Annotated in this window: 21 protein-coding genes and 1 pseudogene; 14 read left to right on the forward strand and 8 right to left on the reverse strand. The window is 33.6% G+C overall.

The genetic code is table 11. The features are described from left to right. Positions 1-126 precede the first annotated feature (126 nt). The 4 genes from thrS to rplT all read left to right on the forward strand — a co-directional run bounded on the left by thrS (position 127) and on the right by rplT (position 3,499). On the forward strand, positions 127-2,073 hold the full coding sequence (gene thrS / locus EKM00_RS07530; RefSeq protein ID WP_126515778.1) for a threonine--tRNA ligase: 1,947 nt from the start codon (positions 127-129) through the stop codon (positions 2,071-2,073). A gap of 16 nt (positions 2,074-2,089) precedes the next feature. Then, positions 2,090-2,647, forward strand: coding sequence for a translation initiation factor IF-3 (gene infC, locus EKM00_RS07535; protein ID WP_370273076.1), 558 nt, complete (start codon positions 2,090-2,092; stop codon positions 2,645-2,647). 138 nt (positions 2,648-2,785) lie between these two features. Then, a complete protein-coding gene (gene rpmI / locus EKM00_RS07540) occupies positions 2,786-2,983 on the forward strand; it encodes a 50S ribosomal protein L35 (RefSeq protein WP_022827375.1) in 198 nt (65 codons plus the stop codon). 171 nt (positions 2,984-3,154) lie between these two features. Continuing rightward, complete coding sequence (gene rplT / locus EKM00_RS07545; protein ID WP_126515779.1) at positions 3,155-3,499, forward strand: 50S ribosomal protein L20; 345 nt, start codon at positions 3,155-3,157, stop codon at positions 3,497-3,499. Positions 3,500-3,603: 104 nt separating this feature from the next. Here rplT and EKM00_RS07550 read toward each other — a convergent pair whose 3' ends face one another. Then, positions 3,604-4,464, reverse strand: coding sequence for a hypothetical protein (locus EKM00_RS07550; RefSeq protein WP_126515780.1), 861 nt, complete (start codon positions 4,462-4,464; stop codon positions 3,604-3,606). Positions 4,465-4,802: 338 nt separating this feature from the next. Between EKM00_RS07550 and EKM00_RS14720 the strand changes: the two genes are divergently transcribed. The 6 genes from EKM00_RS14720 to EKM00_RS07570 all read left to right on the forward strand — a co-directional run bounded on the left by EKM00_RS14720 (position 4,803) and on the right by EKM00_RS07570 (position 10,413). After that, complete coding sequence (locus EKM00_RS14720; protein WP_156063249.1) at positions 4,803-4,967, forward strand: hypothetical protein; 165 nt, start codon at positions 4,803-4,805, stop codon at positions 4,965-4,967. Between the two features lie 56 nt (positions 4,968-5,023). After that, on the forward strand, positions 5,024-6,748 hold the full coding sequence (locus EKM00_RS07555) for a tetratricopeptide repeat protein (protein ID WP_126515781.1): 1,725 nt from the start codon (positions 5,024-5,026) through the stop codon (positions 6,746-6,748). A gap of 10 nt (positions 6,749-6,758) precedes the next feature. Beyond that, positions 6,759-7,427 (forward strand): response regulator transcription factor, encoded by a 669-nt coding sequence (locus tag EKM00_RS07560; RefSeq protein ID WP_126515782.1) that lies wholly within the window; start codon positions 6,759-6,761, stop codon positions 7,425-7,427. 1,131 nt (positions 7,428-8,558) lie between these two features. Further along, the gene (locus EKM00_RS14725) at positions 8,559-8,711 is read left to right on the forward strand and encodes a hypothetical protein (protein ID WP_158614731.1); all 153 of its coding nucleotides are present in this window, start codon (positions 8,559-8,561) and stop codon (positions 8,709-8,711) included. A gap of 128 nt (positions 8,712-8,839) precedes the next feature. Further along, positions 8,840-9,256 carry a hypothetical protein gene (locus EKM00_RS07565; protein ID WP_126454033.1) on the forward strand — a complete coding sequence of 139 codons (417 nt, stop codon included), beginning with the start codon at positions 8,840-8,842 and terminating at the stop codon, positions 9,254-9,256. A gap of 353 nt (positions 9,257-9,609) precedes the next feature. After that, positions 9,610-10,413: an endonuclease/exonuclease/phosphatase family protein gene (locus EKM00_RS07570; RefSeq protein ID WP_126454035.1), complete on the forward strand. Its 804-nt coding sequence runs from the start codon at positions 9,610-9,612 to the stop codon at positions 10,411-10,413. Positions 10,414-10,607: 194 nt separating this feature from the next. Here the strand turns inward: EKM00_RS07570 and EKM00_RS07575 are convergent, their stop codons facing one another. Next, positions 10,608-11,867: an asparagine synthetase B gene (locus EKM00_RS07575; protein ID WP_126515846.1), complete on the reverse strand. Its 1,260-nt coding sequence runs from the start codon at positions 11,865-11,867 to the stop codon at positions 10,608-10,610. A 310-nt stretch (positions 11,868-12,177) separates the two neighbouring features. Here EKM00_RS07575 and EKM00_RS07580 point away from each other — a divergent pair, with 310 nt between their 5' ends. Further along, the gene (locus tag EKM00_RS07580; protein ID WP_126454037.1) at positions 12,178-12,876 is read left to right on the forward strand and encodes a DUF547 domain-containing protein; all 699 of its coding nucleotides are present in this window, start codon (positions 12,178-12,180) and stop codon (positions 12,874-12,876) included. Between the two features lie 153 nt (positions 12,877-13,029). On the opposite strand, the gene EKM00_RS07585 is transcribed toward EKM00_RS07580, so the two are convergent. The 3 genes from EKM00_RS07585 to EKM00_RS07600 form a co-directional block, all read right to left on the reverse strand. Further along, positions 13,030-13,695, reverse strand: a complete 666-nt coding sequence (locus EKM00_RS07585) for a response regulator transcription factor (protein WP_126454039.1) — start codon at positions 13,693-13,695, stop codon at positions 13,030-13,032. A gap of 3 nt (positions 13,696-13,698) precedes the next feature. Then, entirely contained in the window at positions 13,699-14,490 is a 792-nt protein-coding gene (locus tag EKM00_RS07590) for a sensor histidine kinase (RefSeq protein WP_126454041.1), read from the reverse strand. Positions 14,491-15,125: 635 nt separating this feature from the next. After that, positions 15,126-15,518 carry a hypothetical protein gene (locus tag EKM00_RS07600; protein ID WP_126454044.1) on the reverse strand — a complete coding sequence of 131 codons (393 nt, stop codon included), beginning with the start codon at positions 15,516-15,518 and terminating at the stop codon, positions 15,126-15,128. Between the two features lie 295 nt (positions 15,519-15,813). On the opposite strand from EKM00_RS07600, the pseudogene EKM00_RS07605 reads away from it, so the two are divergent. The 3 genes and pseudogenes from EKM00_RS07605 to EKM00_RS07615 form a co-directional block, all read left to right on the forward strand. Beyond that, a pseudogene (locus tag EKM00_RS07605) lies at positions 15,814-16,132 on the forward strand (IS1595 family transposase); the annotation flags it as partial. An 81-nt stretch (positions 16,133-16,213) separates the two neighbouring features. Further along, positions 16,214-16,681 carry a hypothetical protein gene (locus tag EKM00_RS07610; RefSeq protein WP_126454046.1) on the forward strand — a complete coding sequence of 156 codons (468 nt, stop codon included), beginning with the start codon at positions 16,214-16,216 and terminating at the stop codon, positions 16,679-16,681. Positions 16,682-16,930: 249 nt separating this feature from the next. Next, a complete protein-coding gene (locus tag EKM00_RS07615; protein WP_126515783.1) occupies positions 16,931-18,775 on the forward strand; it encodes a PLP-dependent transferase in 1,845 nt (614 codons plus the stop codon). Between the two features lie 516 nt (positions 18,776-19,291). On the opposite strand, the gene EKM00_RS07620 is transcribed toward EKM00_RS07615, so the two are convergent. From EKM00_RS07620 to EKM00_RS07630, 3 genes are all read right to left on the reverse strand, one after another. Continuing rightward, the gene (locus EKM00_RS07620) at positions 19,292-19,651 is read right to left on the reverse strand and encodes a hypothetical protein (protein WP_126454050.1); all 360 of its coding nucleotides are present in this window, start codon (positions 19,649-19,651) and stop codon (positions 19,292-19,294) included. Positions 19,652-19,713: 62 nt separating this feature from the next. Beyond that, positions 19,714-20,892, reverse strand: coding sequence for an AIR synthase related protein (locus EKM00_RS07625; protein ID WP_126454052.1), 1,179 nt, complete (start codon positions 20,890-20,892; stop codon positions 19,714-19,716). A gap of 331 nt (positions 20,893-21,223) precedes the next feature. Continuing rightward, on the reverse strand, positions 21,224-23,413 hold the full coding sequence (locus EKM00_RS07630; RefSeq protein ID WP_126454054.1) for a glutamine synthetase III family protein: 2,190 nt from the start codon (positions 23,411-23,413) through the stop codon (positions 21,224-21,226). Positions 23,414-23,588: the final 175 nt, after the last annotated feature.

The raw sequence follows: 23,588 nt of genomic DNA on the forward strand, positions 1-23,588 counted from the left end.
GATTGCTTTTCATTCGTTTATAATCCGTTATGATTTTGTATTTACACCCATATAGCAACAAACCTTACTTATATATTGTGTGTATTTCTGCAATGCGCTATATTTGCATTCTTAAAATAATAAACAATGATTAAGATTACTTTGCCCGACGGGTCAGTTAAAGAGTTTGCTTCAGGGGTAACACCGATGGATGTTGCTAAAAGCATTAGTGAAGGATTTGCCAGAAATGTGATTTCGGCTTCTTTTGATGATACAACTATTGAAACCACAACTCCTTTGACGACAGACGGCAGTCTTATCTTGTATACCTGGAATGACGAGGGCGGAAAAAAAGCATTCTGGCACTCTACTTCGCATGTTATGGCACAGGTTCTGGAGGAAATGTACCCAGGAATCAAATTAACGCTCGGACCAGCAATATCTAATGGATTTTATTATGATGTGGATTTTGAAGATCAAAAAATAACGGACGCGGATTTTAAGAAAATTGAGGATCGTGTTCTTGAAATAGCAAGAGGAAAACATGAATTCAAGCTGCGTCCTGTATCTAAAAAAGCCGCTTTAGAATTATACAAAGACAACGTTTATAAAACAGAAATGATAACCAATCTTGAGGACGGAACGATTACGTTTTGCGATCATGATACGTTTACTGACTTATGCCGCGGTGGTCATATTCCAAATACTGGAATCATCAAAGCGATGAAAATAATGAGTGTTGCCGGTGCCTACTGGCGCGGTGATGAAAAAAACAAACAGTTGACCCGGGTTTACGGAACTTCGTTTCCGAAACAAAAGGATCTTACGGAATACCTTTTATTACTAGAAGAGGCAAAGCGTCGCGACCATAGAAAACTAGGAAAGGAATTAGAGTTATTTGCTTTTTCACAAAAAGTTGGAGCAGGCTTACCGTTATGGTTGCCAAAAGGAGCTGCATTGAGAGATCGTTTAGAACAGTTTTTAAAAAAAGCACAGAAGAAAGCGGGTTATGAGCAAGTAATTACGCCACATATAGGTCAGAAGGAATTGTATGTCACTTCAGGACACTATGCTAAGTATGGTGCTGATAGTTTTCAACCTATAAGCACTCCTGCTGAAGGTGAAGAGTTTTTATTGAAACCTATGAACTGTCCCCATCACTGCGAAATTTATAATGTAAGACCATGGTCCTACAAAGATTTACCAAAACGTTATGCTGAATTTGGAACCGTTTATAGGTACGAACAAAGTGGTGAATTACACGGATTAACCCGTGTAAGAGGATTTACTCAGGATGACGCCCATATTTTTTGTACACCGGAACAACTGGATGAAGAATTCAAGAAAGTAATTGACTTGGTATTGTATGTATTTGGTTCATTAGGATTCGAAAACTTTACCGCTCAGATTTCTTTGAGAGACAAAGAAAACAGAGATAAGTATATCGGTAGTGATGAAAATTGGGAAAAAGCAGAAAATGCGATTATTAATGCTGCTGCAGATAAAGGGCTGAACACCGTCGTTGAATATGGTGAAGCCGCTTTCTATGGTCCAAAATTGGATTTCATGGTAAAAGATGCTTTGGGAAGACAATGGCAATTAGGAACCATTCAAGTAGATTATAACCTGCCGGAACGTTTTGATTTGACCTACAAAGGATCTGACAATGAATTACACAGACCGGTGATGATTCACAGAGCTCCTTTTGGATCAATGGAACGATTTATTGCTATTTTATTAGAACATACTGCAGGAAATTTCCCTCTTTGGTTAATGCCGGAACAAGCTATAATATTGTCTTTGAGCGAGAAATATGAAATATATGCGAAAAAAGTTTTAGATTTGCTAGAAAATCACGAAATTCGCGCCCTCATAGATAATAGAAACGAGACAATCGGGAAGAAAATCAGAGATGCCGAAATGCAAAAAACCCCGTTTATGTTGATCGTAGGCGAGGAAGAAGAGAGAAACGGAACCATCTCTATCCGTCGTCACGGACAAGAAGGAAAGGGAAATATCAGCGTTACAATAGACGAATTTGTTGCTATTGTAAATGAAGAGATCAATAAAACATTAAAAGTATTTACAGTTTAACTTAAATTATAAAGTCATAGCAATAAGAAGCAACAGAGGTTACCAACCTCGCGTAGAAAAAAAAGATGCACACAGAATAAACAGTCTTATTCGTGGTGTACAAGAAGTAAGACTTGTAGGAGAGAACATTGAGCCGGGAGTTTTTAAACTTTCGGAAGCTCTAAGATTAGCGGATCAATTTGAATTGGATCTTGTTGAGATTTCTCCAAATGCAGAACCACCGGTGTGCAAAATCATGGATTACAAGAAATTTGTTTACGAGCAAAAGAAACGTGATAAGATCCTAAAAGCGAAATCTACACAAGTTGTTGTGAAAGAAATCCGTTTTGGCCCACAGACCGATGAGCATGATTATGAGTTTAAGAGAAAGAATGCAGAAAAATTCTTGAAAGAAGGAGCCAAATTGAAAGCATTCGTTTTCTTCAAAGGGCGTTCAATCATATACAAGGACCAAGGTCAAATCTTATTGTTGAGATTGGCAACAGATCTTGAAGAATTTGGAAAAGTAGAAGCCATGCCTGTTCTGGAAGGAAAGAGAATGATCATGTTCATCGCTCCTAAAAAGAAAAAGTAATATCCTCCCCTAACCCCTCCGAAGGAAGGGAACAAAAAAAAGAGAAACAAACATAACTTCTCGTCACCCTCCCCTTTGGGGAGGGCTGGGGAGAGGAAAAAATAAGTAAGTACGAATAAATTAAAACACTAGGAAAAAATGCCTAAAATGAAAACCAAATCTAGCGCCAAGAAACGTTTTAAAGTTACTGGTTCTGGAAAGATTAAAAGAAAGCATGCTTTTAAAAGTCACATTTTGACTAAAAAGTCTAAAAAACGTAAATTAGCATTGACTCACTCTGCGCTAGTTCACAAAACAGATATGAAAAGCATCAAACAACAATTAAGAATTATTTAATAAGTCTTAAAGTTGCAAAGTCAAAGGTCTTAAAGCCTTTGGACATTCGACTTTAAAAACTTTTGACTAAATAGTCTTTAGGTTAAAACAATTTAAAATAACCTTGGAGTACGGCCATTAAGCGCTTTTGATTTAATTCAAGCCGCCTGCTACAAAAAAACAATAAAAATTATGCCAAGATCGGTAAATTCAGTTGCAAAAAGAGCAAGAAGAAAAAAAATAATGAAGCAAGCCAAAGGTTTCTTTGGTAGACGTAAAAACGTTTGGACAGTTGCTAAGAATGCGGTAGAGAAAGCAATGTGCTACGCTTACCGTGACAGAAAAGTGAACAAAAGAAATTGGCGTGCATTATGGATTCAACGTATCAACGCTGGAGCTAGATTGGAAGGAATGTCTTATTCACAATTCATGGGTAAAGTAAAAGCTAACGGAATCGAATTGAACCGTAAAGTGCTTGCTGATTTAGCAATGAATCACCCAGCAGCTTTCAAAGCAGTACTTAATAAAGTAAAATAAACGTTTTATAACTCAATTTAGATTACTTACTTATATAAAAAACCCAATCCGAAAGATTGGGTTTTTTTTTTTACATACGGTTCAGCTTAACTGCTTCTGCACCATCATTGCATTAAATTATACTTTTTGATAATGTACTTGGTAATAGGCTTTAGTGGTTTTCCCGTTACTGGGTGAAATCCTGCCATATTGAAAAGTTCTATCACTCCATCACGCTTACAATACCACACGATAGGTGTCTCTTTATTAAAGAATTGCAACGTACTACTACAATCTACTTTCTTTAATTTCATCACCTCCTCATCAATGGAACTACTAATTCCAAACTGTCCATAGTCATTCAAGCAATCTACTGCTACATAATAATTCCCCGCCCATTTCATACAGTCCTTCTTTGCAAAAAAAACTCCTTTTACAGTATATCCCATAAAAAATAATGCCATCAAAATAGCAAGAATAATTCCTGATTTTCTCCAATGCGTATATTGAGAGATTCCTGCTAGAACATTATTAGTAGGGATCACTAATTGAATACCAACATCGGTCATTCTCTTTTTTTGAAACGCTTTAACACTTTCTTGAGCATCTCTTTCGCTACTCTTACCATGGAGTAAATACGTATTATAAGGCCTTGGAATAAAATCTACCAAAATGGCTGCTAATTCTATTCTAGCCGCAGTATCAGAATCTTTCTGTCCTTTTAGAAAGGATATAATGGGTTTAAATTTTCCGAGATCAAAATTTTCAATTACCCGTCTCAAAGTATCCTCCGCTTTAGCATCAAAAAACATTTTAAATACATTTTCATCTGCATTAGACAGGCCATTACCCAATTTTATCAAGCATAGATTCCGCAATTGTGCAGGGGTTGGATTTAATAATATTCCCGACACTTCATCCATTTTAGAGACTTGATATTCTGCTTTAATGGCACGTTTATACTCCTCAAAAGTAATTTTATTCATACTCCTATTTTGGTATTTATAAGCATTAGTCGGAAACTATCAGAATTACCGGAATTACCGGAATTCCTTTGAGAACAAACTGCACTATCCTCATTCCTTTGCTTAAGAATTCTTTGCTGTCTTGAATTGCAATCAAGACAAATGTACAAAACTAGTTCTTAAAAAAAGTGTTACAAAACAGCCTGGTCGGTCTATTCGGGAAGTATAGATGGTCCTATTCTGTTTTCAGCACACTTACTTCCCAAAAAAGCTAATCTTTTATGGTAGGCTAATCCTGATAACAATTCAATTTCGAAATCGGACTGACCAACCCATATTTAATTTTAATTCAAAAAAAAATGAAAAGAATACTACTAGTATCGTGTTTAATCATTGCCGGAATTGCAATGGTTTCCTGTACCAATGACGAAGTACAAACCACTCCAGATAACAAACAACAAGTATCCGCTGATGATACAGGAGGAGGTGCGAATGGACAAACTAAAATTCCTCCTCCAAAATAAAAATACAAATATAGAATTACATCCATATCTAAAATTAATTTGTGTATTTTCGGGGTATGAAACTTAAAAAGTTGAATTCCCCGTTTTTAATTTCACTCATCCTATTATTTACAGGATTTATATCTTGCAAAAAAGAAAGTACCATTGCAACACAAATCAAAAGCAACCCGCACTACCAACAGCATTTTTTACGAGCAGAAAAACATTTTGAAAACCAGGTTTATGATAGTGCTTTTTATTACTACAACGAATCAAAATTAGTTTGTAATGAAGGAACGGATACTGAAAAAATAATTTATTCCTTATTAAAAATGGCTGTAATTCAGCAAATACAAGGGGATTATATGAGTAGTGAAACCACGGCTACTGAGGCTATTTCATTATTCCAAAAAACAACAAATCGCTACTACAAATGTGCTGTATATAACATATTAGGTATTAATTACGAGCGACTCTATGACTATGACAATGCAATACTGTACTATAATAAAGCACTCAATCAAATCCCGGATGAATCACAAAAAACAATCCTTACAAATAATATTGCCGTAGCGTATATAGGCAAAAATGATTACAAAAGCGCACTGCAGCTTTTGTTGCCATTAACTCTCCATACAAACATTTCAAACGATGAGGAAAATAATGCCAGGGTTCTTGATAATTTGGGCTATTGCTATTTCAAAATGGGTGATGCAAGAAGTCTTCATTATCTGAATACCGCTTTAATCATAAGAAAAAAAATAAAAGATGACTTTGGAATTACCACCAGTTATCTTAATATTGCTGAGTTCTATAAAAAACCCAATCCTGTATTATCTTATAAATATGCACAATTAGCTTACGAAAAAGCAACAAAAATTAACAATGTTGATGATCGATTGAAAGCAATCGCGTTATTAATACGAAATAGCGTTGGGAAGGAAGCAAAAAAATTTTCCATTCTTCACCTCCATATCAATGACAGCATCAATAAAGCCCGACAAAAATCAAAAAATCAATTTGCAAAAATAAAATATGATTCTAAAAAAGATAAAAATGAAAATTTAGAACTAAAAACACAAAAAATAGAAAATGCACTTTTATTAGAAAAGCAAAAAAATAGAAATCTAATTTTATCCTTTGTAATCGTATTCACCGTAATAATAAGCATTTCCGCAGCAAATTTTCTTATGGCTAAAAACCGGAGAGAAAAGGTAAAAATTTCATACACTACTGAAATTCGAATTTCAAAAAGACTACATGACGAACTAGCTAACGATGTGTATCAAACCATGGCATTTGCAGAAACGCAAGATTTATCCACCGCACAAAATAAAGAAGTTTTACTGACCAGCCTGGACACTATTTATTCCCGGACACGAAACATTTCAAGGGAAAACAGCGCCATTGAAGCGGGAGCACTGTTTGAAACTAGTTTAAAAGAAATGATGTCCGGTTTTCAAACAAATGAAATCAATATATTAACCAATGGAATGGATACAATTCAGTGGAACGCTGTAAACAGTACTAAAAAAATAACGCTTTACCGAGTGTTACAAGAGTTACTGGTCAACATGAAAAAGCACAGTCAATGCAGTTTAGTTGTATTAACTTTCAAAAAAAATCAAAATAAATTACAAGTCGATTACACTGATAATGGTATTGGAGCCACGCTTGAAGAATTAACTTCAAAAAATGGACTTCAAAATGTGGAAAACCGTATTCATGCCATAAAAGGAACCCTTAATTTTGACAGTAAATCCAACAAAGGATTTAGAGTCCGTTTTATTTTTCCAATATAATCTAGTCCATATGTTCCATAAAGTTTTAGTTGCCGAAGATTTAGACACTATAAGCATCGCAATAATTCAAGCACTAGGAGAGCTTTCTATTTTAGAAATTCACCATGCCAAATACTGTGATGAAGCTTTCCTAAAAATAAAAAGAGCCCTTCATGACAAAGTTCCCTATGACTTGTTGATTAGTGATTTATCATTTAAACCCGATCACCGTCAGGATCGATTATCCTCTGGTGAGGAACTCATTGAAGCCGTAAAAAAAGAACAGCCTGAACTTAAAACCATTGTGTTTTCGATAGAAGACAAATCCTTTAGAATAAAATCACTGTATACTAATTTAGGAATAAATGCCTATGTATCAAAAGGAAGAGACAGTATTCCGGAACTCAAGAAAACGATACAAAATATTTATAATAATAAGAACCTTCATCCATCTGAGGAAGTACGCCATGCTTTAAGAAACAAATCCCTTTTTGAAATTGAAGCCTATGATATTTTACTTTTAAAATCTTTATCCAATGGATTAACCCTGGAGGATATTGCCTCGGAATTTAAAAATTCCGGAGTTATTCCTAGTGGCACCAGTAGTCTTGAAAAACGCATCAATAGGCTTAAAATATATTTCAAAGCAAACAATAACGTACATCTTATAGCCATCACTAAAGATTTAGGATTAGTCTAATTCGCATTTCAGACTATTAAAAACTAAAAAAAATATTCCAATAACGTTATTACTGCAATTTAAAAGCATCAAAAACAATCAATTGCTAAGGTCATTTACAGCGCTCCAAAGATTTTTGACACGGTGATTAAATCCTAAAACATAGCGGTAGAATTGATATATTTTTTACGGTTGTACCAAAGATAAGTGATGACTAAAATTTAATGTCGTATTTTAATAAAGTACTAAATTTCTTTGCCACAGATTTCACAGATTAGCACAGATTAATTCGTTATGTAATTTTAAAAATCTTTTTAATCCTTACAATCTGTGGCAAAAAATCTTTTTAATAATTGCGACAATATATCTTTCTTGCTACTTAAGTTTGCGAAATTAGCTTAAATTAACTTCTTCTTTTGACCATTGTATTGGTAAATCATAGCCTGATTTTAATAAAAATGATGTCTTTACGGTTTCCCGTAAAAAATAGATTTCAAAAGTTGCTAGATTTGGTTTATAAAAAATCAAATGAAACAAATGCTCCAGTTTACAATAACCAAATTAGTATTCGCTCGATATTCCGAAGGAAGGATCTTGACAAAGGACAACTATCGAGAGTTCAAAAACCAAATAAAAAAACCCATCTTTTTTATACTGTCATTTTGCATCCTAACCTCTTGCAAATCAGAACCAAAAAAACAACCTCAACACCGACAAATACTTCACAACCAGACATATATAAAATATGATGACGATGTGTTAGTAGTACCAAAACAAACGGATACAGCTATAGACAAAAAAACAAATAGGCAAACTGATTCGTTAAAAAGAAAAAATCAAATACCTCTTGCAAATCCAATACAAAGTCCAATTGGGATTGCTATACCTCAAGAAAAGCTAAAAACCTCTTCAAGACAACGAAAAGGTAAAGTTATTTACACATCGGAACGTAAAAAAAAGAATCAATGGAAAAAATTATAATTATAAAATACATCCTGTTGTTTTCAATACAAATAGTTGTACTGAGTATCGGCGGAATATTTATTATTTATTTAGTATAAAAAATTTGGAAAAAACAATCCAAATGAGGAAAACCGTAAAGAAGTTATCTTTTACGGAAGTAATTTTGAAACCAATTAGCAACAAAATACTATGGAATTAACCATTCAACTAAAATCCCTAGCGGATAAAATCATTCAGTTAAAAGACAAAATCGAAATAAAACATCACATTCAGTCAATTGATGACATTTATCAATTTGAAAAGGAATTACTGGAAACTGTTGGGGCTTATGAAGGGAAGTGATTTGCTTTGTAAAAGTATTTACAGTACGAAATAAATCCTGTATTATGACCTTTTGACCTAAGTCATTAAAGTACGTGTTGCACCATAAATTCTAAAAGTTGACAAGAATATAAATTATAATTAAACAAATGATTTACAATAACAATTTCAGAAAAATAACGGTAACAGAAAACGGAATAGTTTTGACTTATAAAACACAAAAAATAAAAAAAATATTATTTTCTGAGTTAGACAAAACGTACGTAAAAGTAAATAAAATGAGGCCAAGTTATACTCTTGTAATTATTTTGGTATCATTATCCTTGGGTTTTCTTTCCTATTTGTACCTGCAAATAGACCTAATCTTACTGATTCCTTTTTTTTTGATTGTATTTATTTTTTTAAAAATGAATGAACACAAAAGCTATAGCATAAAAATCCGTTTGAAAAATGGTGAAATTATAGAAGAAAAAATATTGGCAAAATTAAAACTGGAGACTATCAACAGTATCAATGAAGTCCAAAAAGGGATCTACAACTATAAAATAAATAACAACAAGAATTAGCTTTAGTTCCTAACTATGGTCATTTGACTGTTTACGCCAAACTTTAAAAAAAATTATATGAATCTCAAAAAAAATCAAATATTAAAACTGTAATTATCGTTGACTACCCGCTATATGTAACATACTGCTTCTTGTGCAGATAATTAAACTTTTTCTCGAAAAAGCAGAATCATATAACAAGTATAAGTAATGAAATTTCTTCTTTGTCGATATAACCAAAATAAAATACATCAGAAAACAATATTAAACAATCCATAAGACTCGAAAAATTCCTCAAATTCCATTTAATTATCATACGTTTGAGCTACTCTAATTCTATCCGTAAAAAGTGATACTACTATTCTCCTAATTAAATGAAACTCCTATTTTCCATACTGTTCCTCTTCCTAGCCACTTTTACTTTCGCTCAAACCAAAATCCTTTCCTGGAACATAGCCAATTTTGGAAAATCGAAATCCGAAGAAACCATTACTTATATTGCAAAAACGCTGAAAGATTATGACATAATTGCCATTCAGGAAGTGGTTGCCGGATATGGCGGCGCACAGGCAGTAGCACGATTAGCGGATGAGCTCAACCGAAAAGGAGCTAAATGGGAGTATGTGATCAGTGACCCCACCAGCAGCAGTGCCTATAAAACCGAAAGATATGCCTTCATTTGGAAATCGAGCAAAGTAAAGAAAATAGGAAAAGCTTGGCTCGAAAAAAAATACCAGCTAGAGATTGAAAGAGAGCCCTATTTTTGCACTTTTCAATATAAAAATAAACAATTCACGCTAGTCAATTTTCATGCTATTACTAAAAAAATGCAACCCGAATCCGAGATTAAATATTTCAAATTTTTACCTGATGAATATCCCACCTTGAATTTAATTTTTGCAGGAGACTTCAACTGTCCGCAATCACATTCGGTTTTCAATTCGTTGAAAAAAATGGGATTTCAATCTATTTTAGTAAACCAAAAAACCTCATTGAAACAAGAATGCAAAAAAGAGATTTGTCTCGCTTCTGAATTTGATAATATGTATTACAAAACTTCTAAAACTACACTTCTAAATTCCGGTATTATTCCTTTTTATAAAAATTTTAGTACACTAAAAGAAGCCCGAAAAATATCCGATCACGTTCCTATTTGGTTTGAATTTTCTTTGAATTGATATCCACACCGCATTAAGTGCTGTTATGACTAATGCAATTGATGTTATTCAGAAATATTTAGACAAGGAAAATGAAGATGGAAGCGTTTAATCATTTATCTTTTAGCACATAAAATTACATAACAATCTTATTTAAAGCTGTTTTACTTAAAGTTAATTCTTTTGACTTTACGACTTTTAAACTTTCGACTTACTTATGTCTTTAATTTTTTCTTTTTAGCTGCAGGGAACAAAACATTGTTCAAAATCAAACGGTATCCGGGTGAATTTGCATGCAAGTCCAAAACTGTAGGGGGATCGCCTACCTGATGCTGAAAATCCTCCGGATCATGACCCCCATAAAAAGTGAACATCCCTTTCCCCTTCTGCCCATGAATGTAACGGGCTTCGCCATTAAGCTCGCAGGTCCCCATGACTAAAACATTCGATTTTACAAGTACCGCATCAAATGATGTGGTTTGTCCCATAAATCCTTTAACAAGTTGTGTGTGATTTTGACACAACATAGTGGGAATAGGATCCCATTTTGCCGAAAATTCCATTAAGGTAAAATAATCTTTTTCCATGGGAATTCTTCGTTTAGAAGTCATATCAATATCAGAGAACTCATATTGTTCAGGTCTTCGCTCTAAGATAAAATCTTTGAAAGCAAAAGAATTACCGTAATTCATCTTCGATTGGTAATTCCCTTCACTCACATCCCCATCAAACATAGCTTCGCAAATATCTACTCCATCCGCAGCAAGAGCAATATCAAAACTATCTGTTGCAGAGCACATGGCAAACATAAACCCACCTCCTATTACAAAGTCTCTAATCTTTTTAGCCACAGCTCCCTTTTCGTCAGATACTTTTGAAAACCCTAATTTTGTTGCCAGTATTTCAGCTTCTTTCTTTTGTTCAATATACCAAGGTACATTTTTATACGCCCCATAAAACTTACCGTATTGCCCGGTAAAATCTTCGTGATGCAAGTGCAACCAGTCGTAAAGCAACAATTGGTCTCCCAACACTTCCTGATCATATATAGCTGTAAAAGGAATTTCAGCATAGGTCAAGACCAGCGTAACCGCATCATCCCACGGTTGTTTCCCTTTTGGTGTATACACGGCAATCTTTGGTGCTTTCTCTAAAATAACGGATTCCATATTCTGGGATGGACTGGAGATTTCATTTAAGAGTATCACTTCTTCCTCATCAGAGATTATTTCAAAACTCACTCCCCTAATCTGGCACTCTTTGCGTATTTCCTGCCCATCAGGCACTAAAAAAGAACCGCCACGGTAGTTGAGTAGCCAGCTGACTTTGTAATTTTTTTCCAAACACCAAAATGTAATTCCATACGCCTTCAAATGATTTTGTTGCGTGGTTTCATCCATTGGCAACAAAATAAAAGAAGCTTTTGCGGAAATTGATAGTAGAAAAATCAGAATATATATAAATCGCTTGTACATCATTGTATTGCCTTTTTATATTTCAAAGATAGAAAGGAAGCCGTTCAAATGAGAATAATTTAACTTTAAAATGAATGCACCAATCTAATTTAAATAAAACCACGTAAAAACACCTATAGCCAGACGAATTAGTATCTATAAATTTGTAACTATAACCTAATCTACATTAAATGAAAAATTTAGCACTAAATTCAAAGGAAAACAATAACCATTTTAATTTTAAAACTATTTTAAAAAAAATTGGGTTTTCTTTGTTAGTAGGACTTATTGTTGTTTTTTACACTTTATGTTTTAATTATTTTCTCCTGTAATGCTAAATCGAGACCAAAAAACACCACAAACTATTGTTTCAAAAAATTATTATGCCGCGTTATCAGAAGAAATCCTATCAACTGCAAAATTAGGAAAAGATACGACTTCTCTCAGAAGACAACTTTATTATATCAGACATACAAAAATCGAAAAGAGTCTAGACACTGATGCTTTAAAAAAAACTTTTTGGATTAATATCTATAATGCATTTTATCTCATTATTCTAAATGAAACAAAACAAGACGACACTATGTATCGTCTTAAAAGGATTAAGATTGCACGTCACATATTCTCGTTAAATGATATTGAACATGGGATTTTAAGAAAAAATAAATTCAAAATGGGATTAGGATATGTAACCAACCCATTTTATTGTGATTTTATAAAAACCTTAGCCGTCAGCAAACTAGACTACCGAATCCACTTTGCGTTAAGAACTACAAATTTAAATCCTACACCATTTGATTGTTTTAACTGCGAAGAAATTGAAGTGCAGCTTGCCATTGTCACCACTGATTTTATCAAATTTGAAACTGAATTTGACCATGAATCAAAAAAAATGATCGTATCGCAATTTTTGTTTACCTATTTACGGGATTTTGGCGGAATACAATCCATAAAAAAAATGCTGAAAACTATTTTTAAAAAAGATTTCAAAGGATATTCGTTAAAGTTCAAGCCGTATTACCGAATCTAAAAAAAGCACCGTATCTCATAATGCATTCGCATCTGATAAAGGAATCCCTTAGCTTAAAATTTGAATTTAAGCTGTTTGAAATTTAAAAAATCTTCTCTTTTTTTGTAGAAAAAAAGTACATCCTACATTGTTCTTAGTGCAAATGGGTTCAAATTAATACTCAAACGACATAATTTCATTTTGAACCGCATACACAACCAATCCTGCAATATTCCTGGATTCTGTTTTAAGCAACAAGTTATTTCGATGTCCTTCCACCGTTCTTGGACTTATAAAAAGTTGCTCTGCAATTTCTAAGGTACTTTTTTGATAGCAAATAAGTTTCAGCACTTCCAATTCACGTACGCTCAAAAAGCCACTATCAAAGTTACTTTTCGTTTTTCTAGTACTCAAAATATTGGTTTGAATAATTCTCATGACATATTCCGTATAGTAAAATCCTTTTAAAGCCACTTCATTTACGGTGGTAAGCAATTCTTGTGGTGTCGTATTTTTTATCAAATAGGAAACAGCACCAACATCAATCATATTCGCCACAAAAGATTTAGAATCATAGCTGGTTAGCGCTATAATTTTTATTTCAGGGAATTCTTTGTGGATGATCTTAGTAGCTTCAACTCCATTTAAAATTGGCATTTTCAGATCCATGATAATAATATCGGGATGATTTTTAGTACTGCGAAGGAAGGAAATCAATTCATCCCCATTGGAAGCTTCAAAAACAATCTCAATATTTGTTTCCTGTTCCAGCAAAAAAGAGATTCCTTTCCTAAAAAGAATTTCATCATCTACTAAAATTATTTGAATAACATCATTCATTATTTAAAAATTAAAAGTGGCCGTAATCCCTTTATTTACAGCTGAATTAATGACAATGGTGCTGTTTAAAAAAGCGACTCTACTATCAATATTTTTCATCCCAAGACCTTTTTGCATGTCTTTATTTTTCATATCAAAACCAATTCCATTGTCAGAATAAGAGCACTTTTTTAGTCCGTAATTATCCTCAAAAAGAATAGATATGACAGTTGCCTTACCGTGCCTAATGGAATTATTGATCAACTCTTGCAAGATTCTAAATACATGTAAATGCTTTGTATTATCTTTAATATCAAAGAAGGTTGTATTTTCATAATTCACTGTAACAACTTGAGAGCTGCTACATTCCAAGCATAATTCTCCCACTCCTGCATCTAATCCAAATTTATCTAAAACCGGAGGTAGCAAACCGTGTGCGATTTTCCTGGAACTATCCAGCGCTTTGGCGGTTAGATTGATGATATTTGCGGTAATTATCCCTACCTCATCATTGGTCAAATTTGGAGTATTTAACAAATGACTGTTCAAAGACACAATATTAAGCTGAGAACTGATATCGTCATGTAAATCTTGGGCAATACGCTTGCGCTCTTCTTCTTGTGTAATAATTACGGCACTCAATAGTTCTTTTTGATACTGGATTTCTAAATCTTTTTTTTCTAATTCTTTCTGGATAATTTTTTTTCTCGAAAAATAGAAAAACAAGATTAAGACAAATCCCATCAAAAGAAAAGCAACACAGGAATAAATAATTATTTCGATTATATCACTTTCATTTATTAATTCTGCCTTCATAAATATTTATTTAATTACTTTTCGAAAAAACTTTTTTTCCACTCTTGTAAAATGAATAATTGGTAGATTATATAGAGTCCTGAGTTCAATACCCAAGGTATTTTTGTGTATTCGGGTCTCAATATATTTGTCAAATTCCCCCCTATAAATAAAATGGTACTTCCAAATAAATAGAGTAAAATTCCCATATTTATATAATAATACTCTTTTTTCTCATTTAATATATTGTAAAGATGCAGGGTTGCGTAGCTAACTATTAAAAAAGAGGTAATGAATATTTCGAATAAATTGAATTTAAAAAACAAACTCGGATCGAGTACGTATTGAATTCCAATGACTGCTAAACCAGCATACAAACCCACTGTAACAATCTTTTTTTGATACGTCTCTTTTAATAAAACTTTGTAAAAAAAACTGAGTGCGATAAACTGACCCACAAAATAAAAATGAGACAAATAAAGATTATTAATATTAACTCTTGCCAAGACATTCGAAATTATTTGGATAACTAAAACCAACCCTAAATATCCTGTAAAAATCTTAAAGACTTTATCCTGATGATAAAAGTACCGGATAAATAAAACAAAATTCAAAAATAAAACAAAGAGACCTACATATATAAATACATTTAACATCTATTGCAGCATTAGAGTTTCAGGATCACAAGTAGATGGACAAGGAGACGTAAAATCATAAATAGCATCTTCCGTTGCACCAGCGTCACCATTGTCTTCAGTTATCATATCGACATAAATTTGAGTGATCGGATCATATTTTGTTCCCACAATCAATAATTTTTCTACTCCATCGTCATCAACTCCTATGTACGCTCTAACTGCATCGACCCCTTCTTTGAGGACTTCTACTAAATCAATTTTAGGGATCAAAAAAGCATTTAAATGATGGTGTTTGTTATAATCCCCTTCTCGTTTAGACCATCGTTTTGCCCATCTTTGGGCTGTTTTTAACGGAATGACATTCACAACTTTTCCTTTTTTTGGGCTTCCAGAAGTAGTTTCTTGTGACATATTTTTTAGGTTTGCAGATTACGTTTTTTAAACAAAAAATTATTAGCTAAATTACTGTTTTTTATTGTTTTTACAAAACCAACTTAGTACTTATAAAAGCAACAATGTTCGTTTTCAAAATAAGCACCGATTGCTCAGGTCGCTTATTTAGTTCTTGTAACCCTGAATTTGGTTTCTAGACAATCTAATTTGTAATAGCTTTGCTGAATGGTATTAATTTAATATGACTATCCGTCACTTGTACCAATGCTAAAAATAGCTTGTTTTTGAGTCATCAACCTATTGAATACGAGCTATGAACCTACCTGAATTTTTCGAGAAATACCCTGATTAAGCCACACGTAATAAGGGATTCAAAGCTAAACGACTTGAAATGGAAATTGTATGTAAAAAGTGTAAACACACCGAACATTACTTTCGTAAGAAAGATTTAAAATTTCAATGCAAAAAATGCGGTAGTCGTGTCAGTCTTCGTTCAGGCACCGTTATGGAGAATACTAATTTGTCTTTTTCAATATTGGATGCTCTGTATTGAACTCGTGATGCTGTCACAAAAGAGTTTTTCGGCATTAGAAATGCAACGTATGTTGGGCTACAAACATTATGAACCCTTGGTAGGGTAAATTGCTTTAGAGTTGTCTTACTTGAGAATGCTATCTATAAAAAAGCACTCAATAATCACTAAAATAAAAATTATGAACACATTTAAAGCCTTATTCATTTTGATCACTATTGGTTTTACAATAAATGTAAATGCACAAAAAGCCAATAGAACTGATGAACCCAAAAAAAATACAAAACAAGCTACGGTAACTTATTACCAGGAACGCGCTGCAGATGATGCAAAATATGAGCAGGAGTTTACTGCTCAAAATGACAGCGAGGACAAAGCTTTTTGGAAAGAACAAAAAAAATATGAAAAACAATTAAAGAAGAACAACAAAAAAGCCTATCGCGCCTACATTCAAGGAAAAAAAGACGCATACGCAGAACATCACCAACATTGCAATCACGATCACCACAGCGATTATTTTTATAGCAATGCCCAGTTTTATTATTACCAATACGATAACAGACACAACTACCAGAGAAGACCAAATCGTACTATAATAAACACTCCGGTGCGAGTAAGCACTCCGAGCATTCGTTTAGGGATTTTTTAATTACGGGTAACCTATTTTTTTTAATAGTATCTTTTTTAAGACCGACGAAATAATTTTTGTTAATGAATTCTTAGTGGATTTTCTATGCCATATATTTATTTACTGACTAACCAAAAAGAACACTCCTAGAGGATTTATCACTGACACTTTCACAACACTGACAACAGATATGTAATAATAAAACCTCTTGTAACACTTTTAAATAAATCTAATTACTGTATATTACCATCTTATCTAAAGATGGAAATTATGAAAGACAATAAAATAGTACGTTATATTAAAGACGTGTTAGCAAATAAGCCAACTGGCTGGCTCAATCTAACAACCCACAGACTAGATATTTATGACGAAAAATTGGCGAAAACTCAATTCTTAGAACAGTTTGAAATCTTATTTACTAGCAATAATTCTGAATCAAAGGCATTAGGAGAGTTACCCACTGCTTATGACTATATTCGATTAGGGCATCCATTATCTTGTATATTAGAATGGGTGATTGCCCACTTACATCATTTAAAACCAGAAAATGTAATTAGTTTTTCCTCAAAGACGACTCCGATTTTGGCAGTACTAAGGAAAAATTTATTAGATGGCAAAAACACTCAAATTATTTACACTGGTGAATTACCAGAATTTTTTGATGTTGAAGTACTTCAGCAAATTTATGGCTATACATTTGATTTAAAGAAGATTGAGAAAGAAACAGCCATTTCCAAGTTTGACGGGAGTACCATTTTCATTACACAGCAAGATGAAATTAGCACTTTTGATTTTACCAAAAACATTGACTTTTTTATCAATGTTCATTCTGACTTTGGAAGTATTTTAGTTGTAAATGGAGACCAAAACGAAAGTTATATCCCCGAAATTCAGCATGTCCGAAGAAGAGAGACCATTGCAATGACGCCAGCCAATTGTCTTGCTGTGCTGAAAATTCTGACAGCACAATCTTCTTTAGAACCAAAAGAGAATACTATCGAGACAAACAAAGCAATGGTTTTAGATTCAATAGCGACCATTACCGGAAGCAAGACAAAAGCACTAATTGCTTCCAGTGGACTATCAATTCAATATGCGGTTGTCATGGGATTAATTCATGATGCGAAGGAAAACCATAAAGGAAAGGCGATCAAAATTATTGTTCCCCCCAATTGTTACGGTGGTACAAACGACCAAGCCAGACGAGTTGCTGCTTGCATTGACTCTGTTGAAATACTGGATTTACTGGTTGACGGTGGTAAAGATATGGTTGAAAGTATTGCGCTTCTTTTAGATAAAATTGCTGACGAGGATGCTATTCCAATCATAATTGCTGAAATTCCAACAAATCCCAGAGTTGAAGTTCCGGATCTTTTCAAATTAAGCGCAACTTTGAGTAAACAGCGAAAAACTGCAACTGGTAAAATTGCTACAGATCCTATTTTTGTGTTAGATCAAACCTTTTGTCCAAATGTACACTTTTTAGGTGAAGAGGATATATTATCACCAATTAGGACCATTTCATATGTAAGCGGGTCTAAATTTCCAAGTGGCGGGCAATGTACTGCGGGCTATTGTGTGGGAAATAAAAAAACGGAAGGGTTGATGAAAAAAATAGAATTTCATCTAAAACTTTGCGATAATGAGGCTACCAATCTTCAAATGGAGATTTTGGCAAAACAATTGCCTTCTATGAATCAAAGAATAAAGGATGCATATCATAATACACATGAATTTGTAAACTTCATAAAAAAAACTTTACCAGCGGCGAAAATTAATTTTGTTTCGTCAGCATTGGCAGACCAAGGATTTACCCCCTCTGTGTTTTCATTAGACCTTCCCAGTAAAGGGAACACAACGGAAGAAAAAGAAGCTAATAAAAGAGAGTTAAATCTTAGATTAATAAATTTAATGATTAGAGAAATACCAAATGAAAGTAAGTTTTGTATGAGTTATGGGCAGTTAAAAGGATGTTACTGGACAATTCCGGCAACATCAACTCAAGGGACGACTAAAGAGGGTGACAAAGATTACATCGTACGTGTAGCACTTTCTCCTACCATGGATTTAGAACTTCACAAAAAAGTTTTTTTAGATTTTGTCAGCCAAATTTAATTCTGATCCGATACCATTCTTCTATTTAACCTTGAAGAAAAAAACTAAGTAATGATCCATATTAACTAAAATAGAATTTTCTGAATTATTTTTACAGAAACAGACAACCATTACAAGTAAACCACGGTGGAGGGATAGGTCATAGATTTGGTTATTAATACCAAACAAAATTACTATTGGCTCCATAAAAAAGCTTTCAGAAAAGTATTTGAATGCTGATAAAATGATCTATTAAGTGGTAGGTGATGCTGAAACGCAGTTAAAAAAACTGAAGCAAATTGGTTATGGAACGCCAATTCTTCTGAATACACCAGCGGTAAATAAGCTGATTTAAAACTAATTTGGGTTATAAGTAATAACCATGGTATAATGTCGTATTTTAAAATCAGGATAAAATTATGTAACAATATGATTTAAAGCTGTTTTACTTAAAGTTAATTCTTTTGACTTTACGACTTTTAAACTTTCGACTTACTTACATCACTGATTCTCATAGCCGCGATAGACGTGAAAATTTTATTCACTCATTTCATCATATCGCTCCGGAACTTGGGGATCATACAGCGAGCATTTGAATTCATCCATTATATTCACTAAAGTATCCATTGTTTTTCCTTCAGTGCCATAACAATCAATTTTTACACTTTGGGGCGTCATCCTGATATGAAAAGCACCTGCACCATTGTTATTTTTCCAACTGTTCTCGTCTACTTTTTCCCATTTGGAGAATACAGAAGCAATTCTGTTCAAAATGACTTGTACCGGAAGTTCTTCAAGACCTTCAATTTCAGCTTGTTCTTCTGAAACAGCTTCATAAACTTCGTGATGGTTGAGATAAATTCCCTCCAGATATTTCCAAAAAACCAATTCGTACATAGATAAAAAATTAAAAGATTAAAGAATTGAAAGATTGAAAAATGAACTTCAATTGAAGCTTTTTAATATTCAAAAGTTCCGTATTCACTGGTAATAGTCAGTTTTTTTGAAGTAGCAGCTTCTACTCTACCTACGATTTGCGCATCAACATTAAATGATTTTGAAATCGCAATAATGTCTTGTGCAACAGCTTCCGGAACATAAATTTCCATACGGTGACCGCAATTGAAAACTTGGTACATTTCTTTCCAATCCGTTTTAGATTGTTCTTGAATTAACTGAAACAATGGCGGAACTGGAAATAAATTGTTTTTTATAATGTGTAGATTTTCTACAAAGTGTAAAATTTTAGTTTGGGCTCCTCCACTGCAATGCACCATTCCGTGAATTTGATTGGAAGAATATTGGTCTAAAATTTTCTTAATGATAGGTGCATACGTTCTGGTTGGCGAAAGCACTAATTGTCCGGCATCGATTGGTGAATTTTCAACGGCGTCAGTCAATTTTACTTGTCCAGAATAGATTAATTCTTCAGGAACTAAAGCATCGAAACTCTCCGGATATTTGGTTGCCAAATATTTCCCGAAAACATCATGACGCGCCGATGTTAACCCGTTGCTTCCCATTCCGCCATTATAGCTTTTCTCGTAAGTAGCCTGACCAAAAGAAGCCAATCCTACAATTACATCACCGGCTTTAATATTAGCATTATCAATTACTTTGCTGCGTTTCATACGAGCAGTTACTGTTGAATCTACAATAATAGTTCGAACAATATCACCTACATCAGCAGTTTCTCCGCCTGTTGAATGAATGGTCACCCCAAAAGATTCCAGTTCTTTAATCAGTTCTTCGGTTCCGTTGATAATTGCTGAAATTACTTCAGCGGTAATCAAATTTTTATTTCTTCCAATGGTGGATGAAAGCAGAATATTATCCGTTGCACCCACGCACAATAAATCGTCAATATTCATGATTAAAGCATCTTGGGCAATGCCTTTCCAAACAGAAATATCGCCTGTTTCTTTCCAATACATGTAGGCCAAAGAGGATTTAGTTCCCGCTCCGTCAGCATGCATGATCAGACAATATTCTTCGTCTTGAGTTAAATAATCAGGGACAATTTTACAGAAAGCTTGTGGATATAATCCTTTATCAATATTTTTTATCGCATTATGAACATCTTCTTTAGATGCCGAAACACCGCGAAGCGCATATCTTTTTGAAGTATCTGAACTCATGTAGTCTAGTTGTGAAGTCTGCTTTTATGCAGGTAGTTGTGCGGCAAAGATAATTATTTTTTTGGGTTTTGCCTATCGAGTCATCAGAAGTGTTTCTTGCTAAAATTGTCATACTAAGAATATTTGTCTACACCCTTCAATTTTGCCTTTCAAGGTGCAAAACATCAAAAAAATGTCTACCTGAAACAGATAGACATTTTTATTAAATTTCAATGGCGCAATAAATTACTCCCAATCAAGCATGCATGGGTCAAAAAATAATACTACCCTTTGGCGCCGGTAAATCCAGATATTATTTGACTTATTATGACACTCGATGTTAATAAGTAGATTACTTCGTAAATAACAATTCTCTGTATTTTGTTAGTGTCCAAATCTCATCATCCACTAACAACTCCAGTTTATCGCAGTGGCTTCTAATTTCTTCAAAAAACGGTTTTACTTTATCACAATAAGCTAGAGCCATTTCATGTGCATCAGCAATTGCATTGGCTTTCTTTCTAGCTTCGGTCATTTCATGAACTTTAGAATTGATCCCCTCAATATGTCCGGAAATTTCTTTGATTAAAATGATTTGTTCTTTTGCAATTTTTTCAAAATCAGCACCAAAAATCTCTTTTAGTCCCTTCACATTTTCAATCAAAGTGTTTTGGTAGCGAATGGCTGTTGGAATAACATGGTTTTGAGAAAGATCTCCTAAAACTCTACCTTCAATTTGAATTTTCTTAGTATACTCCTCTAATTCTATTTCATAACGTGCCTCCACTTCAATATGATTCATGATACCCATTTCAGAAAACAAATCTAAAGCTTGCTTAGAAGCTCTTGCTTTTAGTGCTTCAGGAGTTGTTTTAAAGTTACTCAACCCTCTTTTACCTGCTTCAATTTCCCATGCTTCACTATATCCGTCTCCTTCAAAAAGGATTTTCTTAGAAACTTTGATGTACTCTCTCAAAACATTGAAAATAGCATCATCTTTTTTCATGTCTTTAGATTCTATCAGCGCATCTACTTCAATTTTGAAATCTTTTAATTGTTTTGCTACAATTGTATTCAAAGTCGTCATTGAATTAGAACAGTTTGCTGATGATCCTACTGCTCTGAACTCAAATTTATTTCCTGTAAAAGCAAATGGTGATGTTCTATTTCTATCTGTATTGTCCAAAAGAACATCTGGAATTTTTCCTACTACATTTAGTTTTAAGTCTGTTTTTTCTTCCGGAGATAGTTTACCCGCAGTAACACCTTCTAATTCTGCCAGAACTTTAGTCAATTGCGCGCCAATAAATACGGATATAATTGCAGGTGGTGCTTCATTAGCCCCTAATCTGTGATCATTACTTGCAGTTGCAATTGCTCCTCTTAATAAAGATTCATAATCATTTACTGCTTTTATTGTATTGATAAAGAACGTCAGAAACTGTAAATTACTCATTGGAGTCTTACTAGGACTCAATAAATTTACTCCTGTATCTGTTGCCAAGGACCAGTTATTATGCTTTCCGGAACCATTCACTCCCTTGAAAGGTTTTTCATGAAACAACACTTTCAAATCATGGCGTTCTCCTACTTTTTGCATCACATCCATTAACAAGCAGTTATGATCAACAGCAAGATTTGTTTCTTCAAAAATAGGAGCCAATTCAAATTGATTTGGCGCTACTTCATTATGACGTGTTTTCACAGGAATTCCTAACAACATGCATTCTTGTTCCAAGTCTCTCATATACATTAAGGCACGAGTAGGTATAGATCCAAAATAATGGTCATCTAATTGTTGCCCCTTAGCCGATGTATGTCCTAACAAAGTCCTACCGGTCATCATGAGATCAGGACGAGAATTTGCTAAAGATCTATCAATCAAGAAATATTCTTGTTCCCAACCTAAAGTTGCAGTTACCTTTTTTACATTTTTATCAAAATATTTACATACTTCGGTAGCAGCGTCATCCATAGCGGTCAAAGCTCTTAACAAGGGTGTTTTATAGTCTAAAGCTTCTCCGGTATAAGAAATAAAAACCGTTGGAATACACAAAGTAGTTCCAAAAATAAATGCTGGAGATGTTGGATCCCAAGCTGTATATCCTCTAGCTTCAAATGTATTTCTGATTCCACCATTTGGAAAACTAGATGCGTCCGGTTCTTGTTGTACTAATTGAGCGCCACCAAATTTCTCTACTGGATCGCTGCCATCATATGAAGTTTCAAAGAAAGCATCATGTTTTTCAGCGGTTGTTCCTGTAAGTGGCTGAAACCAGTGCGTATAATGAGTCACCCCTTTAGCCAAGGCCCACTCTTTCATTCCCATTGCGATATAATCCGCTAATTTTCTGTCTATTTTAGTTCCATGTTGAACTGCATCGCGCACTCCTTTAAAAGCATCTGAAGTTAAAAATTGCTTCATCGCTTTGTCATTAAAGACATTTGAACCAAAAATAGTTGATTTTCTATCAGTCTCTTCAAATTTTACTGGAACTCTGTTTGATGCTTCTTTCAAAGCTTGAAAACGTAATGATGACATACAATTTTGTTTTAATTTATTAAACCCCCTATTATTTTGATGCAAATATAATTTAATAATTACTTTTATAAAATATTACCTCTATTTTTTATGGGGATTCACGTGAAATTTATCAAATTCATAAAAAAAATTAATTAAAGTAACAACTTAGCAATTAAAACACCCCTATTTATTT

Origin of the sequence: Flavobacterium sp. RSP15 (assembly GCF_003968755.1) — a bacterium.
Taxonomy (GTDB): Bacteria; Bacteroidota; Bacteroidia; order Flavobacteriales; family Flavobacteriaceae; genus Flavobacterium.